Genomic DNA, 18,822 nt, shown 5'->3' on the forward strand with positions numbered 1-18,822 from the left:
TCGGTCGCCCGATCGCGTGCGATCAGTTCTTGATCACGCGCATCGGGCCGGGCGTCCACAGTCCGGTGTGGCTCTCCCGCGTCAGCGTGAGATCAGCATCGGTCTGGGGCAGCAGCGGTGTGAACCGCTGCAGCGAACCCCAGTCACGGGCCCAGTCGTTCTTGAGGTAGGCCGGGATCTCCGTGGGACGCAGTTCGTTCTCGGTGATGCCGAGCGGGCCGCCGTAGTCGCCGGCCATCCACCGCGCCGAGTTCACTCGCTCGCCCTCGGCGTCCGGGGTGATCCGCCACTTCGGCGTCTCGAGAACGCCGTGAACCACACCCGAGGGTCGCTGGCACGGGAACGCGAACGCGACCTCCCAGTCCAGCAGCACCGGATCGTCCTTGCCGACGAGCGCGTTCAACGTCTCCATCGTGGCCACGCGCGGCGGCGTCACCGCGACCCAGGCGTCGACGCTGGGCGAGGTGTCGGTCGCGACGATGCGGACGACGCTCGCGCCGGCCGGGATCTGACTCATCGGGAATCGCAGGTTGCGCCACTCCGGAGCACCGCCCGCATCGAACGGCGTCAACGAGGCGACGGTCTTCACACTGCCGTCCGGTTGCACGCGTCCGGCTTCCAGCCGCACACTCTGTCCGTCGCGCAGCACGGCGACCTCGTCGATGCTCTCGACCTGCCCGGCCACCGCCATCGTGATCAGCGGCCGATCGGGAGACCGCTCCGGCAGTTGATACCAGCCGGACGTCAGTTGACCGGTCCCCGACTTGTCCCGGTAGGTGCCCAGGACCGGGACCTTGCTCTGGTCGAGGCCGAAGGGCAGCTTGACGCTCGACCCGTTGACGCCGCGGCTCGACGTGGTGCCGCCCGAGGTGTCCGACGTGGTGCCCTCGTCCGCGGTGTCGTCGGTCGCGGAGGTCCGCTGACTGTCGTCGACCGCCTGAGCGCCGGTGTCGCTGTCGGAGTCGTCCGAACTCTTCTCGGCATCGCTCACGAGATGCTCGGGCACACCGTCGGGGTTGAAACCGGCCGGTGAGTCGGGGCCGCCCGCGAGCGCCTGCCCGACGCTCAGTGTGGGCCGGCCCGGCAGCGTGGCGGGGGAGAGCACGCCCGCGTTCGGATCGGGCTCGACGAGGACCGCCTCGGCGAGCGCACACGGCTTGCCGCGGAACGTGTCGATGTTCGAGCTCGCCCACGACCACGAGTCGGCCTGCGCACGATAGGCCTTCGCGAACGACATCATGTTGAACGCGAGCATCGCGGCCGTGATGATGACCAGGGAGTACATCGGCAACTTGTCGAGGGTGCGCGACGGACCGCGCAGATACGGCGTGGTCGTGTTCGCGTCGTCGACGGTGTCGACGACGTCGGTGCGGGGCGACGCGTCGTCGCGGTAGTACTGCCAGAGACCGAGTGCGGTCAGTGCGACGGCGACGGCGAAGATCGGCCAGAACAGGCCGATGCCTGCGACATGCGGGGTGTCATCCGCCCAGGGGATGCCGTAACTGCCCACGTACCACCACTGATTGCGGCCTGCGAACGCCACGGCGAGTGCATAGGCGCTGGCTGCGGCGAAGAACGTGCGATTGCATCGCCGTCGCAGCACGCTGGGCTGCACGAATGCGGTCGCCGCCGCGGCGAGCGGACCTGCCAGGGATGCGAACACGCCCATCTGGTGGGTGGCCTTGGTCGGGACGAAGGCCAGCACGGCGACCGATCCGCCGGTGACGGCGATGAGACGCCACAGCGCGGCGGTCGCGACGCCCGGCACGTTGTGCTTGCGGACCAGCACCAGGACCACCAGCAGGACCGAGAGGATGGTGACGAAGATGCCGACCCGGCGAGCGATGGAGCCGTCGGGCGTCGGATTGAGCAGGATGTACCAGCGCATGGCCTCGGTCCACCACTTGTTGGTGGGGCCGACGACGCCCTGGGCCTTGACGCCCTCGATGATCGTCGCGATCGGCTGGTCGGCGAAGATCTCGTAGAGCACCAGCAGTCCGGAGGCGATCAACGGGATCACGATCGGCGCCAGCCCGTCGCGGCGACGGCGGTACTTCGCCCGACGCAGCATCGGGCGCAGTGCGGCGAGCAGTGCCACCGCGGCGATGGCTCCGACCGGATGAATGGTGAGCGTGAAGGCAGCGGAGATGATCGCGAGCGCGAACGGCATGAAGCGTCCGGTGGCGATGGCGCGTTCCACCAGCACCCAGGTCAGCAGGATGCCGAGGGTGATCGCAGGCTCCACCCGCAGGCCGTTGTTGAACGGCAGCCAGACGGCGAGGAACGCCAGGGCGGCAGCCCAGAGCGCCACCTTCGACCCGGCGATGGTCCGCCCCAGTCGGGGGATGGCGATGCGGCTGATCAGGAACCACGTGGCGCAGGCGAACAAGAAGGGCAGCAGGCGCAGCCACGGGACCGCGGTGCTGATCTCCATCCATTTCGCGAGGTACTGGTAGTGCCAGCCGAACGGGTCTTGGGGGACGCCGAAGTAGCGGTAGTAGTTGTCGAGATAGCCTGCGCCGGGCGCGACGCGTCCGACCGTCACCTGGTACCCGTCGTCGGCGGTGTTGCCGCCGATCATCAACCAGACCAGCAGTACCGCGGTGATGAACGCGTCGACGATGGTCGGGCGCCACCATCCGCGTGGCAGCAGTCGACGCAGTCGACGGCCGTCGCGGGCGTCGAGGACGGCGAGCGCGATGATCGAGACGATCGTCGCCAGCACACCGACGATCAGGAGCGTCCGCTTGAGTGCGGTGGGGCTGGTGCTGAAGCGAGTGTCGATGGTGGATCGGAAGCTCAGCCCCTCCGTCGGGGTGGTCTTCGGCAGATCGGTGTAGACGCCGATGATCTGCGGTCGGGCGTCCGGATTCGCGATCTCGAACGTGCCGTGCTCGACGGTGATGCCCTCGACTCCGCCACGTGTGCCGGTGGTGTCGGCGTGGACGACGATCCGGCAGTCGGTCGAGCCCTGCGCCTGGGCTCGCGGCACGGTCAGCAGGACGGAGTTGCGTTCGGTGACGAGGATGTTGTCGTGCGTGGCGGTGATGAACAAGCCGACTTGGCGCGCGTTGAGTCCGGTCTTCGGCACGGTCGACAGCAGCACGCCCCCGTTCTCCGGCAGGGCGGCCGCCAGTGAACACGGAACCGTCACGTCCATGGACGTGGGGTTGAACGACACATTGGGCGCGACCACGTTCTCGACGGTCGGTGCGGCGCCTTCGGACGTCGCCTGCGGCCAGACGATCTCGGCGTTCGTGTACGTGACGGGCAGCAGTGGTGCGGCCAGGGCCAGCAGGATGCCGATCAGTCCCGTCACGATGGCCACCGTCTTGGCGACGGCGGTGGTGCGTGCCGAGCGCTCGGTGGTGCGCGGGGTCGGGTCAGTCATCGGATCCTCCGGTCACGATGGTGCTGGTACTGCGCCAGCCGCCCTGTCGTGACGTGGTCGTGGTGAGGTGCGCGGCGGGGGCGTCGGGCACCAGCGGGCTGAGCTTGAGCAGGTTGCCCCAGTCGCGATACCAGTCGTTCTCCAGGTACGTCGCGACGGTCGACGACCGCGTCACCGAGTCCGACACGGCGAGGATGCCGCCTGCGCCCGCGCGCTGCCAACTCTTCGACTTGGTGAACGTCGCGGCACGATCGGGCGTGATGCGCCACTGCGGGACGGTGAACACGCCGTCGTGGGCGGTGATCGGCGCCTGACAGGGGAACTGGCTGCCGACCGACAGATCCACGAGCACCGGATCGTCACTTCCGACGACGTCCTGCAGCGACCGCAACTGCGGCGCGCGCGGCGGCGTGATCGCCAGCCATTCGTCGGGGTTCAAGTTGGAGTCGACGGCCACGATGCGCATCGCGGTGGCCTGTGCCGGCACTGCCGTCATCGGTATGCGCAGGTTCCGCCACGGACGGTTGGCGTGGTCGGGACCGGGATCGATCGGCAGGAACGGTGCGCCGACGGGCGTGAACTCGTCGCCGTTCCGAGTGCCGAACTCGATGGTCAGCTCGCGGCCGGCGACCGGAGCGCCGTCTTGGCCGATCGAGAAGATCGAGCCGGCGGCCGACACGGCGATCAGCGGCGACGCATCACGCGCGGGCAGCTGGTACCAGCCGGAGGTCAGTCGGGCGGTGCCGTTGTCGAAACCGAAGCTGCCCAGGACCGGCGTGGTGGCCGGGTCCAACCCGAAGGGGAGTGCCGCGGTGGAGCCGTTGACGGTCCGCGGACCCACCCCGCCTTCGGTTCCGGGAGTCGCGCCCTTCGCGCTGGTCGAGTGTCCGGGGCTGGACACGTGGATGGTGCCCGCACCCATGCGCACCGGTTCGGGGGTGAGATCGAAGGCCACGCCGTCGGGGGTGAAGCCGGTCGACTCGCCGCGCAGTGTCGCCGACGCGGTGCCGCCGTCGGCCGGGCGCAGCATGCCCTGGTTCGGGTCCTGCTCCACGAGGACGCGATCGGCCATGCCGCAGGTGTTTCCGGTCAGGGCGCGCAGGTTCGCGCTCGCGGCGGTGTAGGTGTCCGAACGGTCGAGGGCGGCGCGACCGAACAGGGCGAACTCGGCCAGGACCAGACCCGCCGCGACGACGAGGACCGGAACCGCCGCGATGGCGCGTCGACGTTTCGACGCCTCAGGCGTCGCGCTGCGACGGTGGTCGGGACGGACACACACCCACAGCAGAATTAGGAACGAGATGCCGGTCAACACCAGGCACAGCGTCGACAAAGGTTGGCCTGCCAGGACCGGAGCCTTGTCGAACCACGGGATGCCGTAGTCGTACGCCCAGCCCCACGCGTTGTTGCCCGCCGCCGCCACGGCGCAGGCACCGAGCAGAACCGTCAGGTATGCCCAGAGCGCACGCGGCGACGACCCCGCCACCGTGATGAGCGCGGCGGTCGCGACCGTCACCAGGGCGGCGCCCACGCCCGCGAAGATGCCGAACTGAATGGTCCATTTGGTCGGGACGAAGGAGAGCAGTCCGATGGTCAGCAGCACGGTGCCGAGCAGTCGCCAGACCGGCCCGCGAGCGAAGCCGGCGAGGCGTCGGCGGCGCAGCATGATCGCGATGGTCGCACCCAATGCCACGATCACCAGCAGGACCGGGACCCGCTTCGCCAACGCCGCATCCGGAGTGCCGACGGTCAGGAAGTAGTACCGCATCAGCTCCTGGTACCAGGACAGGGTGGGACCCACGGAGTAGCGCACCTGGACCGACTCCACGATGTTCGCGATGGTCTGTGTCCGGAACACCAGGAACACGATCAGCGACACCGCGGCGCCCAGTGACGCGAACAGGGGGAGCAGTCCGTACTCGCGCCGCAGGGATCGCACGATCCGCAGCATGGGCCGGGAACCGACGATCAGCACGGCGACGGCGATGACGCCCTGCGGGCCGGTGGCCAGGGTCAACAGCGCGGCGAACGTTGCGAGAGCGGCGGGCAGCAGCCGCCGGGTGGCGATGGCCGCCTCCACGAGCCACCAGGTGACGAGGGTGCCGAGCACGATGATCGGCTCGGGGCGGAGGCCGCTGCAGAAGGCGATCCAGAACGCGACGAAGACAGCGGCGCCGCTGAGGACGGCCCACCGCGATCGCCGGACCGCGGGTCCGAGTCGCGGGATGAGGACACGGCTGATGATGAACCACGACAACAGTCCCGCCAGCAGCCCGGGAAGTCGCATCCAGATGCCTGCGGAACTGACCGACGCCCAGTGCGAGAGGAACGAGTAGTACCAGTCGAACGGGGCTTCGGGGACGCCGAAGAATCGGTAGTACGTCGTGAAGACGCCGGATTCCGACGCGTTGCGGCCCATCACCTGGATGTACCCGTCGTCGGAGGTGCCCGCCCCCAAGAAGTGCCAGATCACCAGGGCTGCGGTGACGGTCAGGTCGGTGACGCTGGGAACGGCCAGATGGAGTGCTTTTCGGCGTCCGGCGATGGCGCCGCGGAGTCGGGCGACGGCGTCGAGCTTGGCCAGGGCCAGCAACGCGATGAGGGCGGCGACGACGCCGATGACGATGACGGCGGTCTTGAGCCAGGTGCGCGAGACGTCGAAGGCGTTGTCGATCGCGATGTGCACGGCCAGATCACCGTTCGCCGCGCGCACCTGATCGCCGGTGAGATCGGTGAAGACGCCTGCGACGGTCGGGCGGTCGAGCGGATCGCCGCGAGCGGGCGGACCGACACCGACGAACTGCGCGCCCAAGGCGGATTCGTCGGCCCACACCGTCAGTTCGGTGCAGGCACGCAGCGCCGCCGCATCGGCGGACGCCAAGACCTTGTTGGCGGACATCACCCGGGCGCCCGAGGGGCCCGCGGTGATGGTCATCGCCGTGTTACGGACTTCACGGGTCGCCGACGACGGCGCAGTGGCGATGATCACGCTGTCGGCATCCTTGGCTGCCGCGGTGCGGAGGATGCCGCACCCGATCGTGATGTTCAGCGAGTTCGCCGTCTGCGAGACGAGCGGCGCGACCACGGACCCGTTGTCTGCGGAGAGCTCCTGACCGTTCGGCCAATCGATCGACGCATCATGGGCCGTGACCGGCACGAACGGGGTCGCGAGAGCCGCGAGGATCGCAACCAGACCGGCGACGGAGGCAATGAGCGAATACCTTCGCGCGGTGTCTCTCTGTGAAGTACTCATCGAGAGTGAGGATAGGCGAGGCGGGATGAACTTCACCTGAGAGCACTCGGCGCGCCGAACCCGACAATGCGGATCACGGGCGAGGATGCACGTTGTATCGACTCAGAATCGACACCCGGTTGAAGGCGTTGATGGATGTCGCACCCCAGATCACGACCGAGATCTGGTCGGCGTCGAGAATGTCGGCGGCACGCTCGTACGCGCAGTTCGCGTCGTCGTGGTTGGGCAGTGTCGTGACGATCTCGGCGAGCTCGAGTGCCGCACGCATCTCGTCGGTGTAGAGATTTGGGGCGTCGCGCCACGCGGGGAGCACCGCCAACTGCTGCGCCGACAGACCCGCCGCCACAGCGTCCTCGCGGTGGACCGAGAGGCAGAAGGCGCAGCCGTTGAGCTGCGAGCAGTGCATGTTGACCAGTTCCATGACCGCGCGGGGCAACCCGGCGGACTCGGCAGCGGCCGCGATCTCGGTGGAGACCTTGACCAGGGCTCGGTAAGCGCTCGGAGTCTGCTTGTCGATGCTGACGCGGGATGTTGGCATGGTGCTCACCGTAGCCAGGGCGACGCGGGTTCGCTGCTGGAGCGCTCCCGACGGGGTGACTCCAGGAGAACCCTGAGAGAACAACGAACCCTGAGTAAACAACCGGGGACGAGGTGGGTGCGCTCCCCGATGTGGATCGGCGCCGACCGGAGGAGGCTCAGAGCCATGAACGACGGCGAAGGAGCACAACGGTGATCAGGGCACGTGAACTCACAAAGAAGTACGGCGACAAGACCGCGGTTGACGGTCTGGACTTCGCCGTGAAACCGGGCTTGGTGACCGGCTTCCTCGGACCGAACGGCGCCGGGAAATCGACCACCATGCGCATGATTCTTGGACTCGACCGACCGACGTCCGGCGCTGTGACCGTCAACGGTGTCCCGCACGAGGACTCGGTCGCACCGCTGCGCGAGGTGGGCGCACTGCTGGAGGCCCACGCGGTCCACCCCGGACGATCGGCTCGCAACCACCTTCGATGGCTCGCGGCGACCAATGCGATTCCCGACGCTCGGGTCGACGAGATCCTGGCGCAGGTCGGCCTCACCGAGGTGGCCGACAAACGTGCGGGCAAGTTCTCCCTCGGCATGCGCCAGCGACTCGGGATCGCGTCCGCGTTGATCGGCGATCCGCCGGTCGTCATCCTCGACGAGCCGGTCAATGGACTCGATTCCGAGGGCATTCGGTGGGTGCGGCACCTGTGCCGACAGCTCGCCGACGAGGGGCGGACCGTCTTCGTCTCGTCGCATCTGATGACCGAGATGGCGTTGATGGCCGATCACCTGCTGGTGATCGGGCAGGGGCGCATCCTGGCCGATGATCCGATGACCGAGTTCATGGCCGGTCACGCGCCGAGCTACGTACGGATCCGGACCCGCGACCGGGTGCAGGCGCGCGCCGCGCTGACCGGCGTCGCCGCGGAACTCACCGAAGGCGACGACGAGCTGCGAGTGAGTGGACTCGGCGCCGAGGCCGTCGGAGATCTGCTGTTCGACGCAGGCGTTCGTGTTCATGAACTCACCGCAGTGCAGTCGTCGCTCGAAGAAGCGTTCATGGCACTGACCGCAGAGTCGGTGGAATACCGCGCCGACACTGCTCGACCGACATCCGATCTCGTCGCCCAAGGAGCGCTCCGATGACTGCCACCGCTGTTTCCATCACCCATGAGACGGACCGAGCACCGGTGCGCGTTCCCGGCCTCGTCGACGTCCTGCGCTCCGAATGGATCAAACTCGCCTCGGTGCGGTCCACCTGGTGGACGCTCGGTGCCACCGTGATCCTGGGCGCAGGACTCACCGTGATCCTGTGCGCGGCGAACGCCGCCTGGCTCGCAGGCGGTACCGCTGACGAGTCGCCCGGATCGTTCATCACGTGGGGCATGATGATCGCGCAGATCTGCGCCGTCGTTCTCGGCGCCTTGTGCGTCACCAGCGAGTACAGCACCGGGATGATCCAGGCGACGTTCGCGGCAGTCCCGTCGAGGGGCACCGTGATGCTCGCGAAGTCGGTGCTGATCACGACGCTCATGTTCGTCGTCGGGACCGCCACCGCGCTCCTCGGGTACGTCGGCGGGAACTACTTCCTCTCCCGCGAAGGCATCGGCCTGCCGTTGGCGGGCGACGTTCTCCGCTCTATGTACGGCAGCGGGCTCTTCCTCGCCTGCATCGCACTGCTCAGCGTGGGAGTCGGCTTCATCGCCCGCCATACCGCAGGCACCATCACGCTGGTCCTCGCCGTCATTCTGATCCTCGGAAACATGGTGATGATGGTGCCCGGCACGGTCGGTGACTGGCTCGGCAAGCTCATGCCGGGCAACGCCGGTCAGGCGATCTCCTCTCCGGTTCCGTTCAATCCGGAACTGCTGTCGGCATGGCCGGGGTTGGCGGTGCTCGTCGCTGAGGTCGCGGTGGTGCTGGCGATCGCGTGGGTGCTGGTGCGACGCCGGGACGCGTGAGCGTCGCGGGCGGGGAATCTTCCGTGAGCGGCCGCTGTTGGTTCCGGACATGAGCGACATCGAATTCGGTCTGGACACCTTCGGCGGCCTCACCCGCGACGCGGACGGCGATTACCTGCCGCACCCGCAGGTGATTCGCGACATCGTCGAGGACGCGGTCGTCGCCGACCAGGTGGGACTGGACTTCTTCGGGGTCGGTGAGCATCACCGCCCCGACTTCGCGGTGTCGAGCCCCGAAATGGTGCTGGCGGCCGTCGCGGGCAGAACGGAGCGGATCCGCCTCGGCTCCGCGGTCACCGTGCTGAGCTCCGACGACCCGGTCCGCGTCTTCGAGCGATTCGCCACTCTCGACGCCGTGTCGAACGGTCGGGCCGAGATCGTCGCAGGTCGCGGGTCGTTCATCGAATCGTTCCCGCTCTTCGGTTACGACCTCGCCGATTACGACGTGCTCTTCGAGGAGAAGCTCGCACTGCTGGTTCAACTCCTGACCGAGAAGCCGGTCACCTGGCAGGGGAGTACCCGCGCGTCCCTGCAGGAGCAGCGGGTCTTCCCGACCACCGCGAGTGGCTTGCGCGCCTGGGTCGGCGTGGGCGGCAGTCCCGAGTCGGTGGTGCGGACCGCCCGCCACGGGCTGGGGCTGTTCCTCGCGATCATCGGCGGTCCCGCCGAGCGCTTCTCGGCCTACATCGATCTCTTCGGGCGTGCGCAGGACGAGTTCGAGGTGCCGCGCCGGCCGGTCGCCGTGCATTCGCCGGGGCTCGTCGCGGACACCGACGCGCAGGCCCGCGATCTGGTGCACGACGGCTGGTTGGCCATGCGGACCCAGATGGGCCGCGAACGGGGTTGGCCGCCGCCGTCGGCGGGCGACTTCGAGCGCGAGATCGACTCCGGCGCACTCTATGTCGGATCACCGGAGACGGTCGCGACGAAGATCGCGACCACCGTTCGCACGCTCGGCGTCGACAGGTTCGACCTCAAGTACGACCAACCCGTCGCGCACGGGGCGCACCTGCGATCGATCGAGCTCTACGGTGACACGGTGGTCCCGATGGTCAAGGACATGCTGTCCTGACGTGCGCCGGACGTCAGTCGGTTGGGGAGTCGCCCGGCTCGATGCGGAAGCCGACGCGCAACGTCACCTGAAAGTGCGCGACGGCGCCGTCGACCACGTGACCGCGCGTGTCGACGACCTCGAACCACTCGACATTGCGGGTGGTCTCGCTGACTCGAGCGATCGCATTGCGGATGGCGGCGTCGCTGCCTTCGGGAGAAGAGCCGACGACGTCGATGACTCGATACGTGTTTGTGCCCATGTGCCGATGCTGCCACGGTCGGCGTCGGCGCGGGCCCGATCGCGTGCGGTCGATGCCCGACCGGAATCAAACGTCGGCGGCCACGCCGGTGGCCGCCGACACGGGCGTGTCGGCGATGCCCATCCGGAGGTGCTCGCTGTGGTAGACGGCTTCGTCGAGGAGTTGGGCGACGTGCACGTCGTACAGCCGGTAGACGATGCTGCGTCCCTCACGCGTGCCGACCACCAGCCCGAGGTTGCGAAGCAGGCGGAGTTGGTGGGAGACCGCGGACGGCTCCATCTCGACGGCGTCGGCGAGTTCGCCCACCGCCATCGACCGGGCGTTCAGATGAGACAGGATCAGCAGCCGACTCGGCGTGGCGAGTGCCTGCAGCGTGGTGGCGACGCGCTCGGCCGTCGCGGCGTCGAGGGGTGAACTGCTCGAATCGCCGCCGGTCATCCGATGTCCCATGGCGACAGCCTACCGCCGATCATTCATATGAATAGCTGTTCATATATGCTGGGGTCGTCAGTGACACATGTCGACAAGGAGCGCCGATGACCAGCATGATCACGGATCACGCCGTGCCGAACGCGCTGCGCCGACGCGCCGGCGCCGCGCACCGGACGCGCCTGTGGGACCTCGCCGAGGTCCGGTGGGCGACGCTCGCGTCGGCACTGTTTCTCGCGGGGCTGGCCGCGTCCCTCACGGGGCTGCCGGACTGGACCTGGTGGACGCTGTACCTCGCCTGCTATGCCGCCGGGGGATGGGAACCCGGTCTGGCCGGGCTCCAGGCGCTGCGCGAGAAGACGCTCGACGTGGACCTGCTGATGGTCGTCGCGGCGATCGGCGCCGCCGTGATCGGGCAGGTCTTCGACGGCGCGCTGCTCATCGTCATCTTCGCCACCTCCGGCGCACTCGAGGCGTTCGCGACGGCACGGACCGAGGACTCCGTCCGTGGACTGCTCCACCTCGCGCCGGACACCGCCACGGTGCTCGGCCCCGATGGGGAGCGCGACGTTGACGCCGCAGAGCTCCAGATCGGCGACCGCATTCTGGTTCGGCCGGGCGATCGCATCGCAGCTGACGGCACGGTCGTCTCCGGGGTCAGCGACGTGGACCAGGCCACCATCACCGGGGAGCCGCTGCCGATCGACAAACGGGTCGGTGACGACGTGTTCGCCGGGACGCTCAACGGGTCGGGGACGCTGACCGTCCGGGTGGAGCGGCTGGCAGGCGACTCGGTGGTCGCGCGCATCGCCGACATGGTGGCCCAGGCCTCGCAGACCAAGGCGGGCGCACAGTTGTTCGTCGAGAAGGTGGAGCAGCGGTATTCGCTCGGCATGGTGGTCTGCACGCTCGCGGTGTTCGCGGTGCCGCTCGCCGTCGGCGCCGACCTGCAGTCGTCGCTGCTGCGGGCGATGACGTTCATGATCGTCGCCTCGCCGTGCGCGGTGGTGCTCGCGACGATGCCGCCGCTGCTCGCGGCCATTGCGCATGCGGGCCGACGCGGCGTGCTGGTGAAATCCGCGGTGGTGATGGAGCGCCTCGCGGCCGTCGACGCGGTGGCGTTCGACAAGACCGGAACACTCACCACCGGTCGTCCCGTGGTGAACGAGGTGTGGAGCGTCGACGGCGATCCGGACCAGGTGGTGGCGTCGGCCGCCGCGCTCGAACGGGTCAGCGAGCATCCGTTGGCAGCCGCGGTGGTCGCCGAAGCCGACCGACGTGGGCTCGCGGTGACGGCGGCCACCGAGTTCGCCGCCCACGCCGGGGCCGGCGTCAGCGGTCGCGTCGCAGGCCGACGGGTGACCGTGATGGCACCGCGCGGGCACCGCGGGATCTTGGCCCCGGAGGCGCGCGACGCGATCGACCGGATGCAGGCCGACGGGATGACCGTGGTGGTGGTCGGCATGGACGAGGTCGCGATCGGGCTCCTCGGCTTCACCGATGCTGTCCGTGTGGAGGCCGCCGACACCGTCGTGTCGCTGACCGCACTGGGCGCCTCGACGGTATTGCTAACCGGAGACAACGCCCAGAGTGCTCGACGCGTCGCGACGGAGGTCGGGATCGCTGACGTGCGGGCCGACTTGTTGCCGCAGGACAAGACCGCCGCGGTGGTGGCGCTGCAGGGCGGCGGCAGGTCTGTCGCCATGGTCGGTGACGGCGTCAACGATGCGCCGGCGCTCGCGGCGTCGACCGCAGGCATCGCGCTGGGTGGTGTGGGGTCCGACCTCGCGCTGCAGGCCGCCGATGTGGTCATCGTTCGCGACCAGTTGTCGGCGGTACCGGCGACGCTGGCGTTCGCGCGCCGCGCCCGCCGTGTCGTGGTCGCCAATCTCGTCATCGCGGCGACGTTCATCGGGGTTCTGGTGATCTGGAATCTGGTCGGCACTCTGCCGCTGCCACTCGGCGTCGCAGGTCACGAGGGCTCGACGGTCATCGTCGGCCTCAACGGGCTCAGACTGCTCCACCGGTCGGCGTGGCCACGGGCTGCCGTGCGGTGATCGCCGGAATTGTCGGAGGCGTCTTGTACGTTGCGAATGCTCGCACCGGATGCGAGTCTGCGACGATCGGAGAGACGCCATGGCTAAGGGGAAGAACACCAACGACGGATGCGTCGGAGTGGTGGGGATCTTCGTCCTGCTGATGGTGATCGGACTGCTGACGAAGATTCCGAAACCAGTGTGGATCGGCATCGGCGTCGTCGTCGGTCTCGGTGTTCTCGTATGGATCGGAGCGCTGGTCGCCGAAGCCGTCGCCACGGCTCGAAAGAAGCGGGAGGCAGCGGCGGAGAAGACGCGGCGCGCCCAGATCGCGGCGACGAAGGCTCAGCGCGTCGAGCTGTTCGGGAAGACCAATGCCGGGCTGGTGGAGGTGGCGATCGCCGCTGCCGACCGGATCGGGGAGTCCCGGGCCGCGCGAGAGGGTTGGCTCGGTGACATCGACTTCTCGGCCGACATTCGCGGTATCGAGCAGACGTTCGGCAGAGCTCAGGAACTGCGTGGCGTTGCCGACCAACTGCGTGCCCTACCGGATCCGGCTCCGGCCGACCGCGCACTGCTCGACGACGCTGTCGCCACCGCGCGGGCTCTCGACCAGACCGGACAAGGCCGGGTCGAGTTGATCTCCAGATGCGCCGACGAAGCCGAACTCATCGACGACTCGCTCCGTAGGGAAGACGAGCGAGCGCAGACGCAAACACAGCGCGACGAGCTGCAGCGCAAGTTGAACACCATGCTGTACGGAGTCGAAGCAGCGTCGACCGAACCGGCCGATTCCGCTGCCGACCACGTGCTGGCGCGGGTCGCGGGCTACCGCGAGATCAAGCAGCAGATCGTCGACGGGCGGGTGGCCTGACTGGGCGAATTCATACGGTGCACCGACCGTCGTGTCGAGCGAGGCTCGCAGGGGCGGCACGAGAGGATCTCGCCGGAGTCGGCATCGCGGATCTGCCAATCCACGGGGTCGGTCGACGTCCCGGTGCGGTCGGTTATCACCGCCACGACGTCCCCGCCGAGCAGGCGAAGGGGAGTGGACGAGTCGACGGCGGGATCGACGCGCCAACAGAGATCTCCGGTGACGCCGGACGCCACCCCGCTCCGTCGTCCGCTGTGGATCGCACCGCGATGTGTCCGTAGAGTTTTTGACGAGTACGACCACGGCCAGCACGACGGCGACGATCAGCGCCGCAGCGACCACGAACAGTCGCGTGGTCCGATGAGGGGTCCCCATCAGCGCTCGGCGTGTTCCTTGATCCAGGCGAGCGTCGCCGACACCTGGGTCTCGAGTTCGTCGGCGTGATTCGCCATCCCGCCGAGCAGGGTGTTGCCGAACCACGTGGCGAACCGTGGCGCGCCGTCGGGCATCTGACGCGTCTCCCGCAGAATCGTGGTCTCGCCCGTCGGGGTGAGGGTGTATGTCCAGACGGCGCCGCTGGTCGTCGTATGCCACGACAGTTCTCGTCCGGGTTCGACGGTGACGATGCGGCTCACTGTCGGCCAGACGACAGCCTTGCGTCGATTCCACCCGACGAAGCGCTCACCGACGCGAAAGGGACCGCGATGGCGGGAGAGCCGGGTGACGGAGAACAGTTCGGGACTCGCCTTGGGCATGGTGGCCGGATCGCTGAGCAGGGCCCAGACCCGATCGGCGTCGGCAAGGATCTCGACTTCGTCAGCGAAGTCGCGGGCGGCGGCATCGGTCATCGCTTCTCGGCTCTCCTTCGAGTCTCGGTATGAACACTATGCCGGACTCGAGCACCATCAGGACCACGTCGGTCGGCGATGCGCGCTCGACCGCGTGCCGGAGATGCCTCGACTGCACCTATTCGCAGGTCATGGAGTGGTAAACGGCTTGTGCGGTACTAGATTACGTTGGTTTCTGGGACGTACGATCGAACTCCCGATCTGACAGGAGTCGACGATGTTCACACATGTCCGCCCGATCGTCACCCGAACCGCCGCGATCCTGGCCGCCGTCAGCGCCACGACCGTCCTGGCTGTTCCAGGCCAAGCATCCGCCGACGTCAAGGCGGGAACGTACACGTCGACCACGTGGTCGGGCGGCACCGTTCTGCTGCAGCGCACCGCCCGCGTGCAGGGTGGCGACCTGGTCCTCATCGGTCGCTACCCGATTCATCGGACGCCTCGGGGCGGGTACGTCGACTTCTTCCCCGGTCATCGGGTCTTCATGAACAGCGACGGCCACGGCGGTTACCGCGGCCCGGCCTACCTCGGTGGATCGGTGATCGGATCGTTCACCTTGACTCCGCGACGCTGACCGCGGAGGTTCGCGGCAGCACCTCGTCGGCCCGCCACGCGAATCGGGCCGCCGTCGTTCCGAGTACGGCGAGGACGGTCAGGATGGTCCAGGTGATGGTGTACCCGAAACCGGTGGCGACCCAGCCTGCGATGGGATAGGCCAGCAGCCAGCAGGCGTGGGACAGGGAGAACTGAGCGGCGAACAGCGCCGGCCGCTCGTGGGGTGCGCTCGATCGGCGGATCACATTGCCGGCGGGGGTGAGGACGGCTCCGCTGCCGAGACCGATGACGGTCCAGATGCCGATGAGGATCGGCCATGGCCACCGGTCGCCGACGCCGACCGTGAAGGCGGTAAGCGCGATGGCGGCGCCGGTCATGATGGTTGCGCCGGTGATCATCATCGTGCGCTCCGTGCTTCGGCGGAGCAGGTGCGGCATCGCGAGCGCGACCACGAGGACACCTGCCCCATTCGCTGTCAGCAGCCAGGCGACGTCCGCTGCGGGACGTCCGAGATCCTGCTGCACCAGATTGACGGTGTTGACCATGACGATCGACCCGACCGCGGCGACGGTCAGGTTCAGTCCCAACAATCCGCGCAGGCGGGGAGTGGCGGCGAAGATTCGGACGCCGGAAAGGATACGGTCGACGAGGTCGTCCTCGTCGCCGGTCGCCGCGTCGGGGATGCTGCTGGAGACGACCAGCACCGCCGATGCCAGGAAGCCGACCGCGGTTGCAGCGAACAGCCAATGGAAGTCGATGAAGCTGATCAGGACCGCGGCGAGTAGGGGACTGAGCAGGGTTTCCAGCGTCGAGGCCAGTTGGGAGTACGAGAGGGCTCGGGTGTAGTGCTCCTCCTTCGGAAGGATGTCCGGCAGCGTCGCCTGGAACGTCGGCGTGAACGCTGCTGACGCCGATTGCATCAGGGCCACGAGCAGGTACACATGCCAGATCTGATCAGCGAACGGCAAGGCGACGACGCCGCCGGCGCGCACGAGGTCGAGCATCACCAGCAGGCGCCGTCGATTGAATCGAGTCGCGTACGCTCCGGCGATCGGCGCAATCGTCACATAGGTGATCATCTTGATCGCCAAGGCGGTGCCGAGGACCGCCGCGGCGTTGTCGCCGGCGAGGGCGAAAGCGAGGAGGCCCAACGCCACGGTGGTGAGGCCGTTGCCTGCGAGCGCAACGAGTTGCGCGCCGAACAGATGCCGGTAGTCGCGGATTCGAAACAGTGTCGCGGTCATCGGTGTTCGCTCGATTCTCGGTCTTGTCCTGCACGGCCCCGCCTCAATATGTCATATTAGTGCGCATGTATGCACATGAAGAAAATCAAGGATGGGGTGCAGGAGGACCTCCGTCGGCGATCGTCGACGCGGCGTCGACCCTACTGCGGATGCTCTCCGATCCGACGCGGATGCGGATCCTGTGGACGCTGAGTGTGCGCGAGAGCGATGTGACGGAGTTGACCGAGCAGGTGGGCGGGGCTCGACCGGCGGTGTCGCAGCACCTGGCGAAGCTGAAACTCGCTGGTCTCGTCCAGTCCCGCAAGAGCGGTCGTCGCAGCCTGTACAGCGTTCGAGGGGTGCACGTGCGAACGCTGTTGATCGAGGTGTTCAGCGCCGCTGATCATCAGATCGCTGGGTTGCCTGATCACGAATAGTCGCGAGCGGCAAGATCGCCGAGTGTCGGTACTGCGCTGCTTGGTGCGCTACTGCGCGAGTTCAGCGCTGAGCTTGCGGACGCGGTCAGCGATGTCGTCGCGGACCAGTCGCATGCGTTCGATACCGTCGATGCCGCGTTCGGAGGGCTCGTCGGTGTCCCAGTTGATGACGGTGACGCCGGGGACGTCGACGACGGCTTCCCGGCCGAGGGTGATGACTTTGTCGGCGCGGGCGAGCAAAGCCGGGTCGATACCGATGGGGATGTGGCCGGTGATGTCGACGCCGACTTCGGCGAGGGCTTGGGCGGAGAGGGTGTTGACGGCGGCGCCGGGGTGGGTGCCGGCAGAGTACACCTCGATCGTGTCTCCGGCGACCTGGCGCAGAAGGCCAGCGGCCATCACAGACTTACCGCCGTTCTTGACGCATACGAACAACACGGACGGTGTCATGGCAAGTCGCTTCCGGTGGGTTGAGAACTGGTGGAGGTGAAGCGTTTTCGGAGTGCGAGGGAGACGTAGACCAGGGCGACGAGGACCGGCACCTCGATGAGTGGTCCGACGACGCCGGCCAAGGCTTGGCCCGAGGTGGCGCCGTAGGTGCCGATCGCGACCGCGATCGCCAGTTCGAAATTGTTGCCCGCTGCGGTGAACGCGAGTGTGGTCGTCCGCTCGTAGGCCATCCCCAGGAGCCTGCCGAGGGTGTATCCGCCGCCCCACATGATTGCGAAGTAGGCGAGCAGTGGCAGTGCGATGCGTGCGACGTCGCCGGGGCGGGAGGTGATCTGGTCGCCTTGCAGACTGAACAGCAGCACGATCGTGAACAGCAGTCCGTAGAGGGCCCACGGCCCGATGCGAGGCAGGAAGGTCTGTTCGTACCAGTCGCGTCCGCGGCGGCGTTCGCCGATTCTGCGGCTGAGGTATCCGGCGAGCAGGGGGATGCCGAGGAAGATCAGCACTGATTTGGCGATCTGCCAGGGTGAGGTGTCGATGGTTGTCTGTTCCAGACCGAGCCAGCCGGGGAGGACCGACAGATAGAACCAGCCCAGCACGGCGAACATCAGGACCTGGAACACCGAGTTGATCGCGACCAGCACGGCGGCGGCCTCCCGGTCTCCGCAGGCGAGGTCGTTCCAGACGATGACCATCGCGATGCAGCGGGCGAGGCCGACGATGATCAGGCCGGTGCGGTACTCGGGCAGGTCCGGCAGTAACAGCCATGCGAGGGTGAACATCAACGCCGGGCCGACGACCCAATTGAGCACCAGTGAGCCCACCAGCAGACGGCGGTCGCCGGTGACGGTGTCGAGGCGGTCGTAGCGGACCTTGGCCAGCACCGGGTACATCATGATCAGGAGTCCGAGTGCGATCGGCAGGGAGATCCCGTCGACCTGAATCTTGTCGATGACGGTGTTCAGGCCCGGGATGAGGCGACCGAGCAGCAGCCCGGCGACCATCGCCAACCCGATCCACACCGGAAGGAACCGGTCCAGCGTCGACAACTTCCCGGCGACGCTGCGGCTCGGCGTCTGGACGCTCATGCCATGGCCTTCCCGGTCAGCGGTGCCACGATGCCGGCGACGATATCGAGGGCGGTCGGCACGACGCGGTAGTGCACCCAGGATCCGCGGCGTTCGGACTCCAGGAGCCCGGCGGTCCTCAGGACCTTCAGGTGGTGGGAGACCGTCGGCTGCGAGACATCGACCGCAGGGGAGATGTCGCACACGCACGCCTGACCGCCGTCGTGGCTGGCGATCAAGCTGAACAACTGCAACCGCACCGGATCGGCGAGCGCCTTGAATACCGCGGCCGCCTGCACCGACTGCTCGGGCGTCAACGGCTCACGCACCAGCGGCGAACACCGCACCGGCGAGACCTCGATCCCAAGTGATTTCGACATGCATCGATATTGACACTGGTCGATATAGGGTGCAACGCGAAGGGCACCACCCAGAGGGTGACGCCCTTCCTCGACTG

At 67.8% G+C, this 18,822-nt stretch carries 17 protein-coding genes; 7 read left to right on the top strand and 10 right to left on the bottom strand.

From position 1 onward, the window contains the following. Positions 1-22 precede the first annotated feature (22 nt). The 3 genes from GH2_RS16320 to GH2_RS16330 all read right to left on the bottom strand — a co-directional run bounded on the left by GH2_RS16320 (position 23) and on the right by GH2_RS16330 (position 7,182). A complete protein-coding gene (locus GH2_RS16320) occupies positions 23-3,391 on the bottom strand; it encodes an arabinosyltransferase domain-containing protein (protein WP_066170347.1) in 3,369 nt (1,122 codons plus the stop codon). Beyond that, on the bottom strand, positions 3,384-6,644 hold the full coding sequence (locus GH2_RS16325) for an arabinosyltransferase domain-containing protein (RefSeq protein ID WP_066170349.1): 3,261 nt from the start codon (positions 6,642-6,644) through the stop codon (positions 3,384-3,386). Before GH2_RS16325 ends, GH2_RS16320 begins: the two co-directional genes overlap by 8 nt. A 73-nt stretch (positions 6,645-6,717) precedes the next feature. Then, entirely contained in the window at positions 6,718-7,182 is a 465-nt protein-coding gene (locus GH2_RS16330) for a carboxymuconolactone decarboxylase family protein (protein WP_066170352.1), read from the bottom strand. A gap of 191 nt (positions 7,183-7,373) precedes the next feature. Between GH2_RS16330 and GH2_RS16335 the strand changes: the two genes are divergently transcribed. The 3 genes from GH2_RS16335 to GH2_RS16345 are packed head-to-tail and all read left to right on the top strand — an operon-like array spanning position 7,374 to position 10,205. Continuing rightward, positions 7,374-8,318 carry an ABC transporter ATP-binding protein gene (locus tag GH2_RS16335; RefSeq protein ID WP_066170354.1) on the top strand — a complete coding sequence of 315 codons (945 nt, stop codon included), beginning with the start codon at positions 7,374-7,376 and terminating at the stop codon, positions 8,316-8,318. Beyond that, positions 8,315-9,133 carry an ABC-2 family transporter permease gene (locus GH2_RS16340; RefSeq protein ID WP_066170358.1) on the top strand — a complete coding sequence of 273 codons (819 nt, stop codon included), beginning with the start codon at positions 8,315-8,317 and terminating at the stop codon, positions 9,131-9,133. Before GH2_RS16335 ends, GH2_RS16340 begins: the two co-directional genes overlap by 4 nt. Before the next feature lie 49 nt (positions 9,134-9,182). Next, positions 9,183-10,205, top strand: coding sequence for an Atu2307/SP_0267 family LLM class monooxygenase (locus GH2_RS16345; protein ID WP_066170360.1), 1,023 nt, complete (start codon positions 9,183-9,185; stop codon positions 10,203-10,205). Positions 10,206-10,218: 13 nt separating this feature from the next. On the opposite strand, the gene GH2_RS16350 is transcribed toward GH2_RS16345, so the two are convergent. Together GH2_RS16350 and GH2_RS16355 are read right to left on the bottom strand one after the other, a co-directional pair. Further along, on the bottom strand, positions 10,219-10,446 hold the full coding sequence (locus GH2_RS16350) for a dodecin (protein WP_066170364.1): 228 nt from the start codon (positions 10,444-10,446) through the stop codon (positions 10,219-10,221). Between the two features lie 66 nt (positions 10,447-10,512). Further along, positions 10,513-10,896, bottom strand: a complete 384-nt coding sequence (locus GH2_RS16355) for an ArsR/SmtB family transcription factor (protein WP_066170368.1) — start codon at positions 10,894-10,896, stop codon at positions 10,513-10,515. Positions 10,897-10,991: 95 nt separating this feature from the next. On the opposite strand from GH2_RS16355, the gene GH2_RS16360 reads away from it, so the two are divergent. Both GH2_RS16360 and GH2_RS16365 read left to right on the top strand, forming a co-directional pair. Then, entirely contained in the window at positions 10,992-12,932 is a 1,941-nt protein-coding gene (locus tag GH2_RS16360; protein ID WP_066170588.1) for a heavy metal translocating P-type ATPase, read from the top strand. Positions 12,933-13,011: 79 nt separating this feature from the next. After that, positions 13,012-13,785: a hypothetical protein gene (locus GH2_RS16365; RefSeq protein WP_066170371.1), complete on the top strand. Its 774-nt coding sequence runs from the start codon at positions 13,012-13,014 to the stop codon at positions 13,783-13,785. Between the two features lie 374 nt (positions 13,786-14,159). On the opposite strand, the gene GH2_RS16370 is transcribed toward GH2_RS16365, so the two are convergent. Further along, a complete protein-coding gene (locus GH2_RS16370) occupies positions 14,160-14,633 on the bottom strand; it encodes an SRPBCC family protein (protein WP_066170374.1) in 474 nt (157 codons plus the stop codon). Between the two features lie 217 nt (positions 14,634-14,850). Here GH2_RS16370 and GH2_RS16375 point away from each other — a divergent pair, with 217 nt between their 5' ends. Further along, on the top strand, positions 14,851-15,207 hold the full coding sequence (locus GH2_RS16375) for a hypothetical protein (RefSeq protein ID WP_066170379.1): 357 nt from the start codon (positions 14,851-14,853) through the stop codon (positions 15,205-15,207). On the opposite strand, the gene GH2_RS16380 is transcribed toward GH2_RS16375, so the two are convergent. Further along, positions 15,185-16,432, bottom strand: coding sequence for an MFS transporter (locus GH2_RS16380; RefSeq protein ID WP_084247563.1), 1,248 nt, complete (start codon positions 16,430-16,432; stop codon positions 15,185-15,187). The two genes, GH2_RS16375 and GH2_RS16380, sit on opposite strands and share 23 nt — an antisense overlap. A 119-nt stretch (positions 16,433-16,551) precedes the next feature. Between GH2_RS16380 and GH2_RS16385 the strand changes: the two genes are divergently transcribed. Next, the gene (locus tag GH2_RS16385) at positions 16,552-16,848 is read left to right on the top strand and encodes an ArsR/SmtB family transcription factor (RefSeq protein WP_280513290.1); all 297 of its coding nucleotides are present in this window, start codon (positions 16,552-16,554) and stop codon (positions 16,846-16,848) included. Between the two features lie 48 nt (positions 16,849-16,896). Here the strand turns inward: GH2_RS16385 and GH2_RS16390 are convergent, their stop codons facing one another. The 3 genes from GH2_RS16390 to GH2_RS16400 are packed head-to-tail and all read right to left on the bottom strand — an operon-like array spanning position 16,897 to position 18,745. Next, the gene (locus GH2_RS16390) at positions 16,897-17,298 is read right to left on the bottom strand and encodes an arsenate-mycothiol transferase ArsC (RefSeq protein ID WP_066170385.1); all 402 of its coding nucleotides are present in this window, start codon (positions 17,296-17,298) and stop codon (positions 16,897-16,899) included. Then, entirely contained in the window at positions 17,295-18,386 is a 1,092-nt protein-coding gene (gene arsB / locus GH2_RS16395) for an ACR3 family arsenite efflux transporter (protein WP_066170388.1), read from the bottom strand. Before arsB ends, GH2_RS16390 begins: the two co-directional genes overlap by 4 nt. Next, positions 18,383-18,745 carry an ArsR/SmtB family transcription factor gene (locus tag GH2_RS16400; RefSeq protein WP_066170390.1) on the bottom strand — a complete coding sequence of 121 codons (363 nt, stop codon included), beginning with the start codon at positions 18,743-18,745 and terminating at the stop codon, positions 18,383-18,385. Before GH2_RS16400 ends, arsB begins: the two co-directional genes overlap by 4 nt. Between the last annotated feature and the right edge of the window lie 77 nt (positions 18,746-18,822).

This window comes from Gordonia hydrophobica NBRC 16057 (genome assembly GCF_001592365.1).
GTDB lineage: Bacteria > Actinomycetota > Actinomycetes > Mycobacteriales > Mycobacteriaceae > Gordonia > Gordonia hydrophobica.

Excerpts from the sequence above, each read along its gene's own strand:
- GH2_RS16320 (WP_066170347.1), bottom strand. The coding sequence starts at position 3,391 with ATGACTGACCCGACCCCGCGCACCACCGAGCGCTCGGCACGCACCACC.
- GH2_RS16325 (WP_066170349.1), bottom strand. The coding sequence starts at position 6,644 with ATGAGTACTTCACAGAGAGACACCGCGCGAAGGTATTCGCTCATTGCC.
- GH2_RS16330 (WP_066170352.1), bottom strand. The coding sequence starts at position 7,182 with ATGCCAACATCCCGCGTCAGCATCGACAAGCAGACTCCGAGCGCTTAC.
- GH2_RS16340 (WP_066170358.1), top strand. The coding sequence starts at position 8,315 with ATGACTGCCACCGCTGTTTCCATCACCCATGAGACGGACCGAGCACCG.
- GH2_RS16345 (WP_066170360.1), top strand. The coding sequence starts at position 9,183 with ATGAGCGACATCGAATTCGGTCTGGACACCTTCGGCGGCCTCACCCGC.
- GH2_RS16350 (WP_066170364.1), bottom strand. The coding sequence starts at position 10,446 with ATGGGCACAAACACGTATCGAGTCATCGACGTCGTCGGCTCTTCTCCC.
- GH2_RS16355 (WP_066170368.1), bottom strand. The coding sequence starts at position 10,896 with ATGGGACATCGGATGACCGGCGGCGATTCGAGCAGTTCACCCCTCGAC.
- GH2_RS16360 (WP_066170588.1), top strand. The coding sequence starts at position 10,992 with ATGATCACGGATCACGCCGTGCCGAACGCGCTGCGCCGACGCGCCGGC.
- GH2_RS16365 (WP_066170371.1), top strand. The coding sequence starts at position 13,012 with ATGGCTAAGGGGAAGAACACCAACGACGGATGCGTCGGAGTGGTGGGG.
- GH2_RS16370 (WP_066170374.1), bottom strand. The coding sequence starts at position 14,633 with ATGACCGATGCCGCCGCCCGCGACTTCGCTGACGAAGTCGAGATCCTT.
- GH2_RS16375 (WP_066170379.1), top strand. The coding sequence starts at position 14,851 with ATGTTCACACATGTCCGCCCGATCGTCACCCGAACCGCCGCGATCCTG.
- GH2_RS16380 (WP_084247563.1), bottom strand. The coding sequence starts at position 16,432 with ATGACCGCGACACTGTTTCGAATCCGCGACTACCGGCATCTGTTCGGC.
- GH2_RS16390 (WP_066170385.1), bottom strand. The coding sequence starts at position 17,298 with ATGACACCGTCCGTGTTGTTCGTATGCGTCAAGAACGGCGGTAAGTCT.
- arsB (WP_066170388.1), bottom strand. The coding sequence starts at position 18,386 with ATGAGCGTCCAGACGCCGAGCCGCAGCGTCGCCGGGAAGTTGTCGACG.
- GH2_RS16400 (WP_066170390.1), bottom strand. The coding sequence starts at position 18,745 with ATGTCGAAATCACTTGGGATCGAGGTCTCGCCGGTGCGGTGTTCGCCG.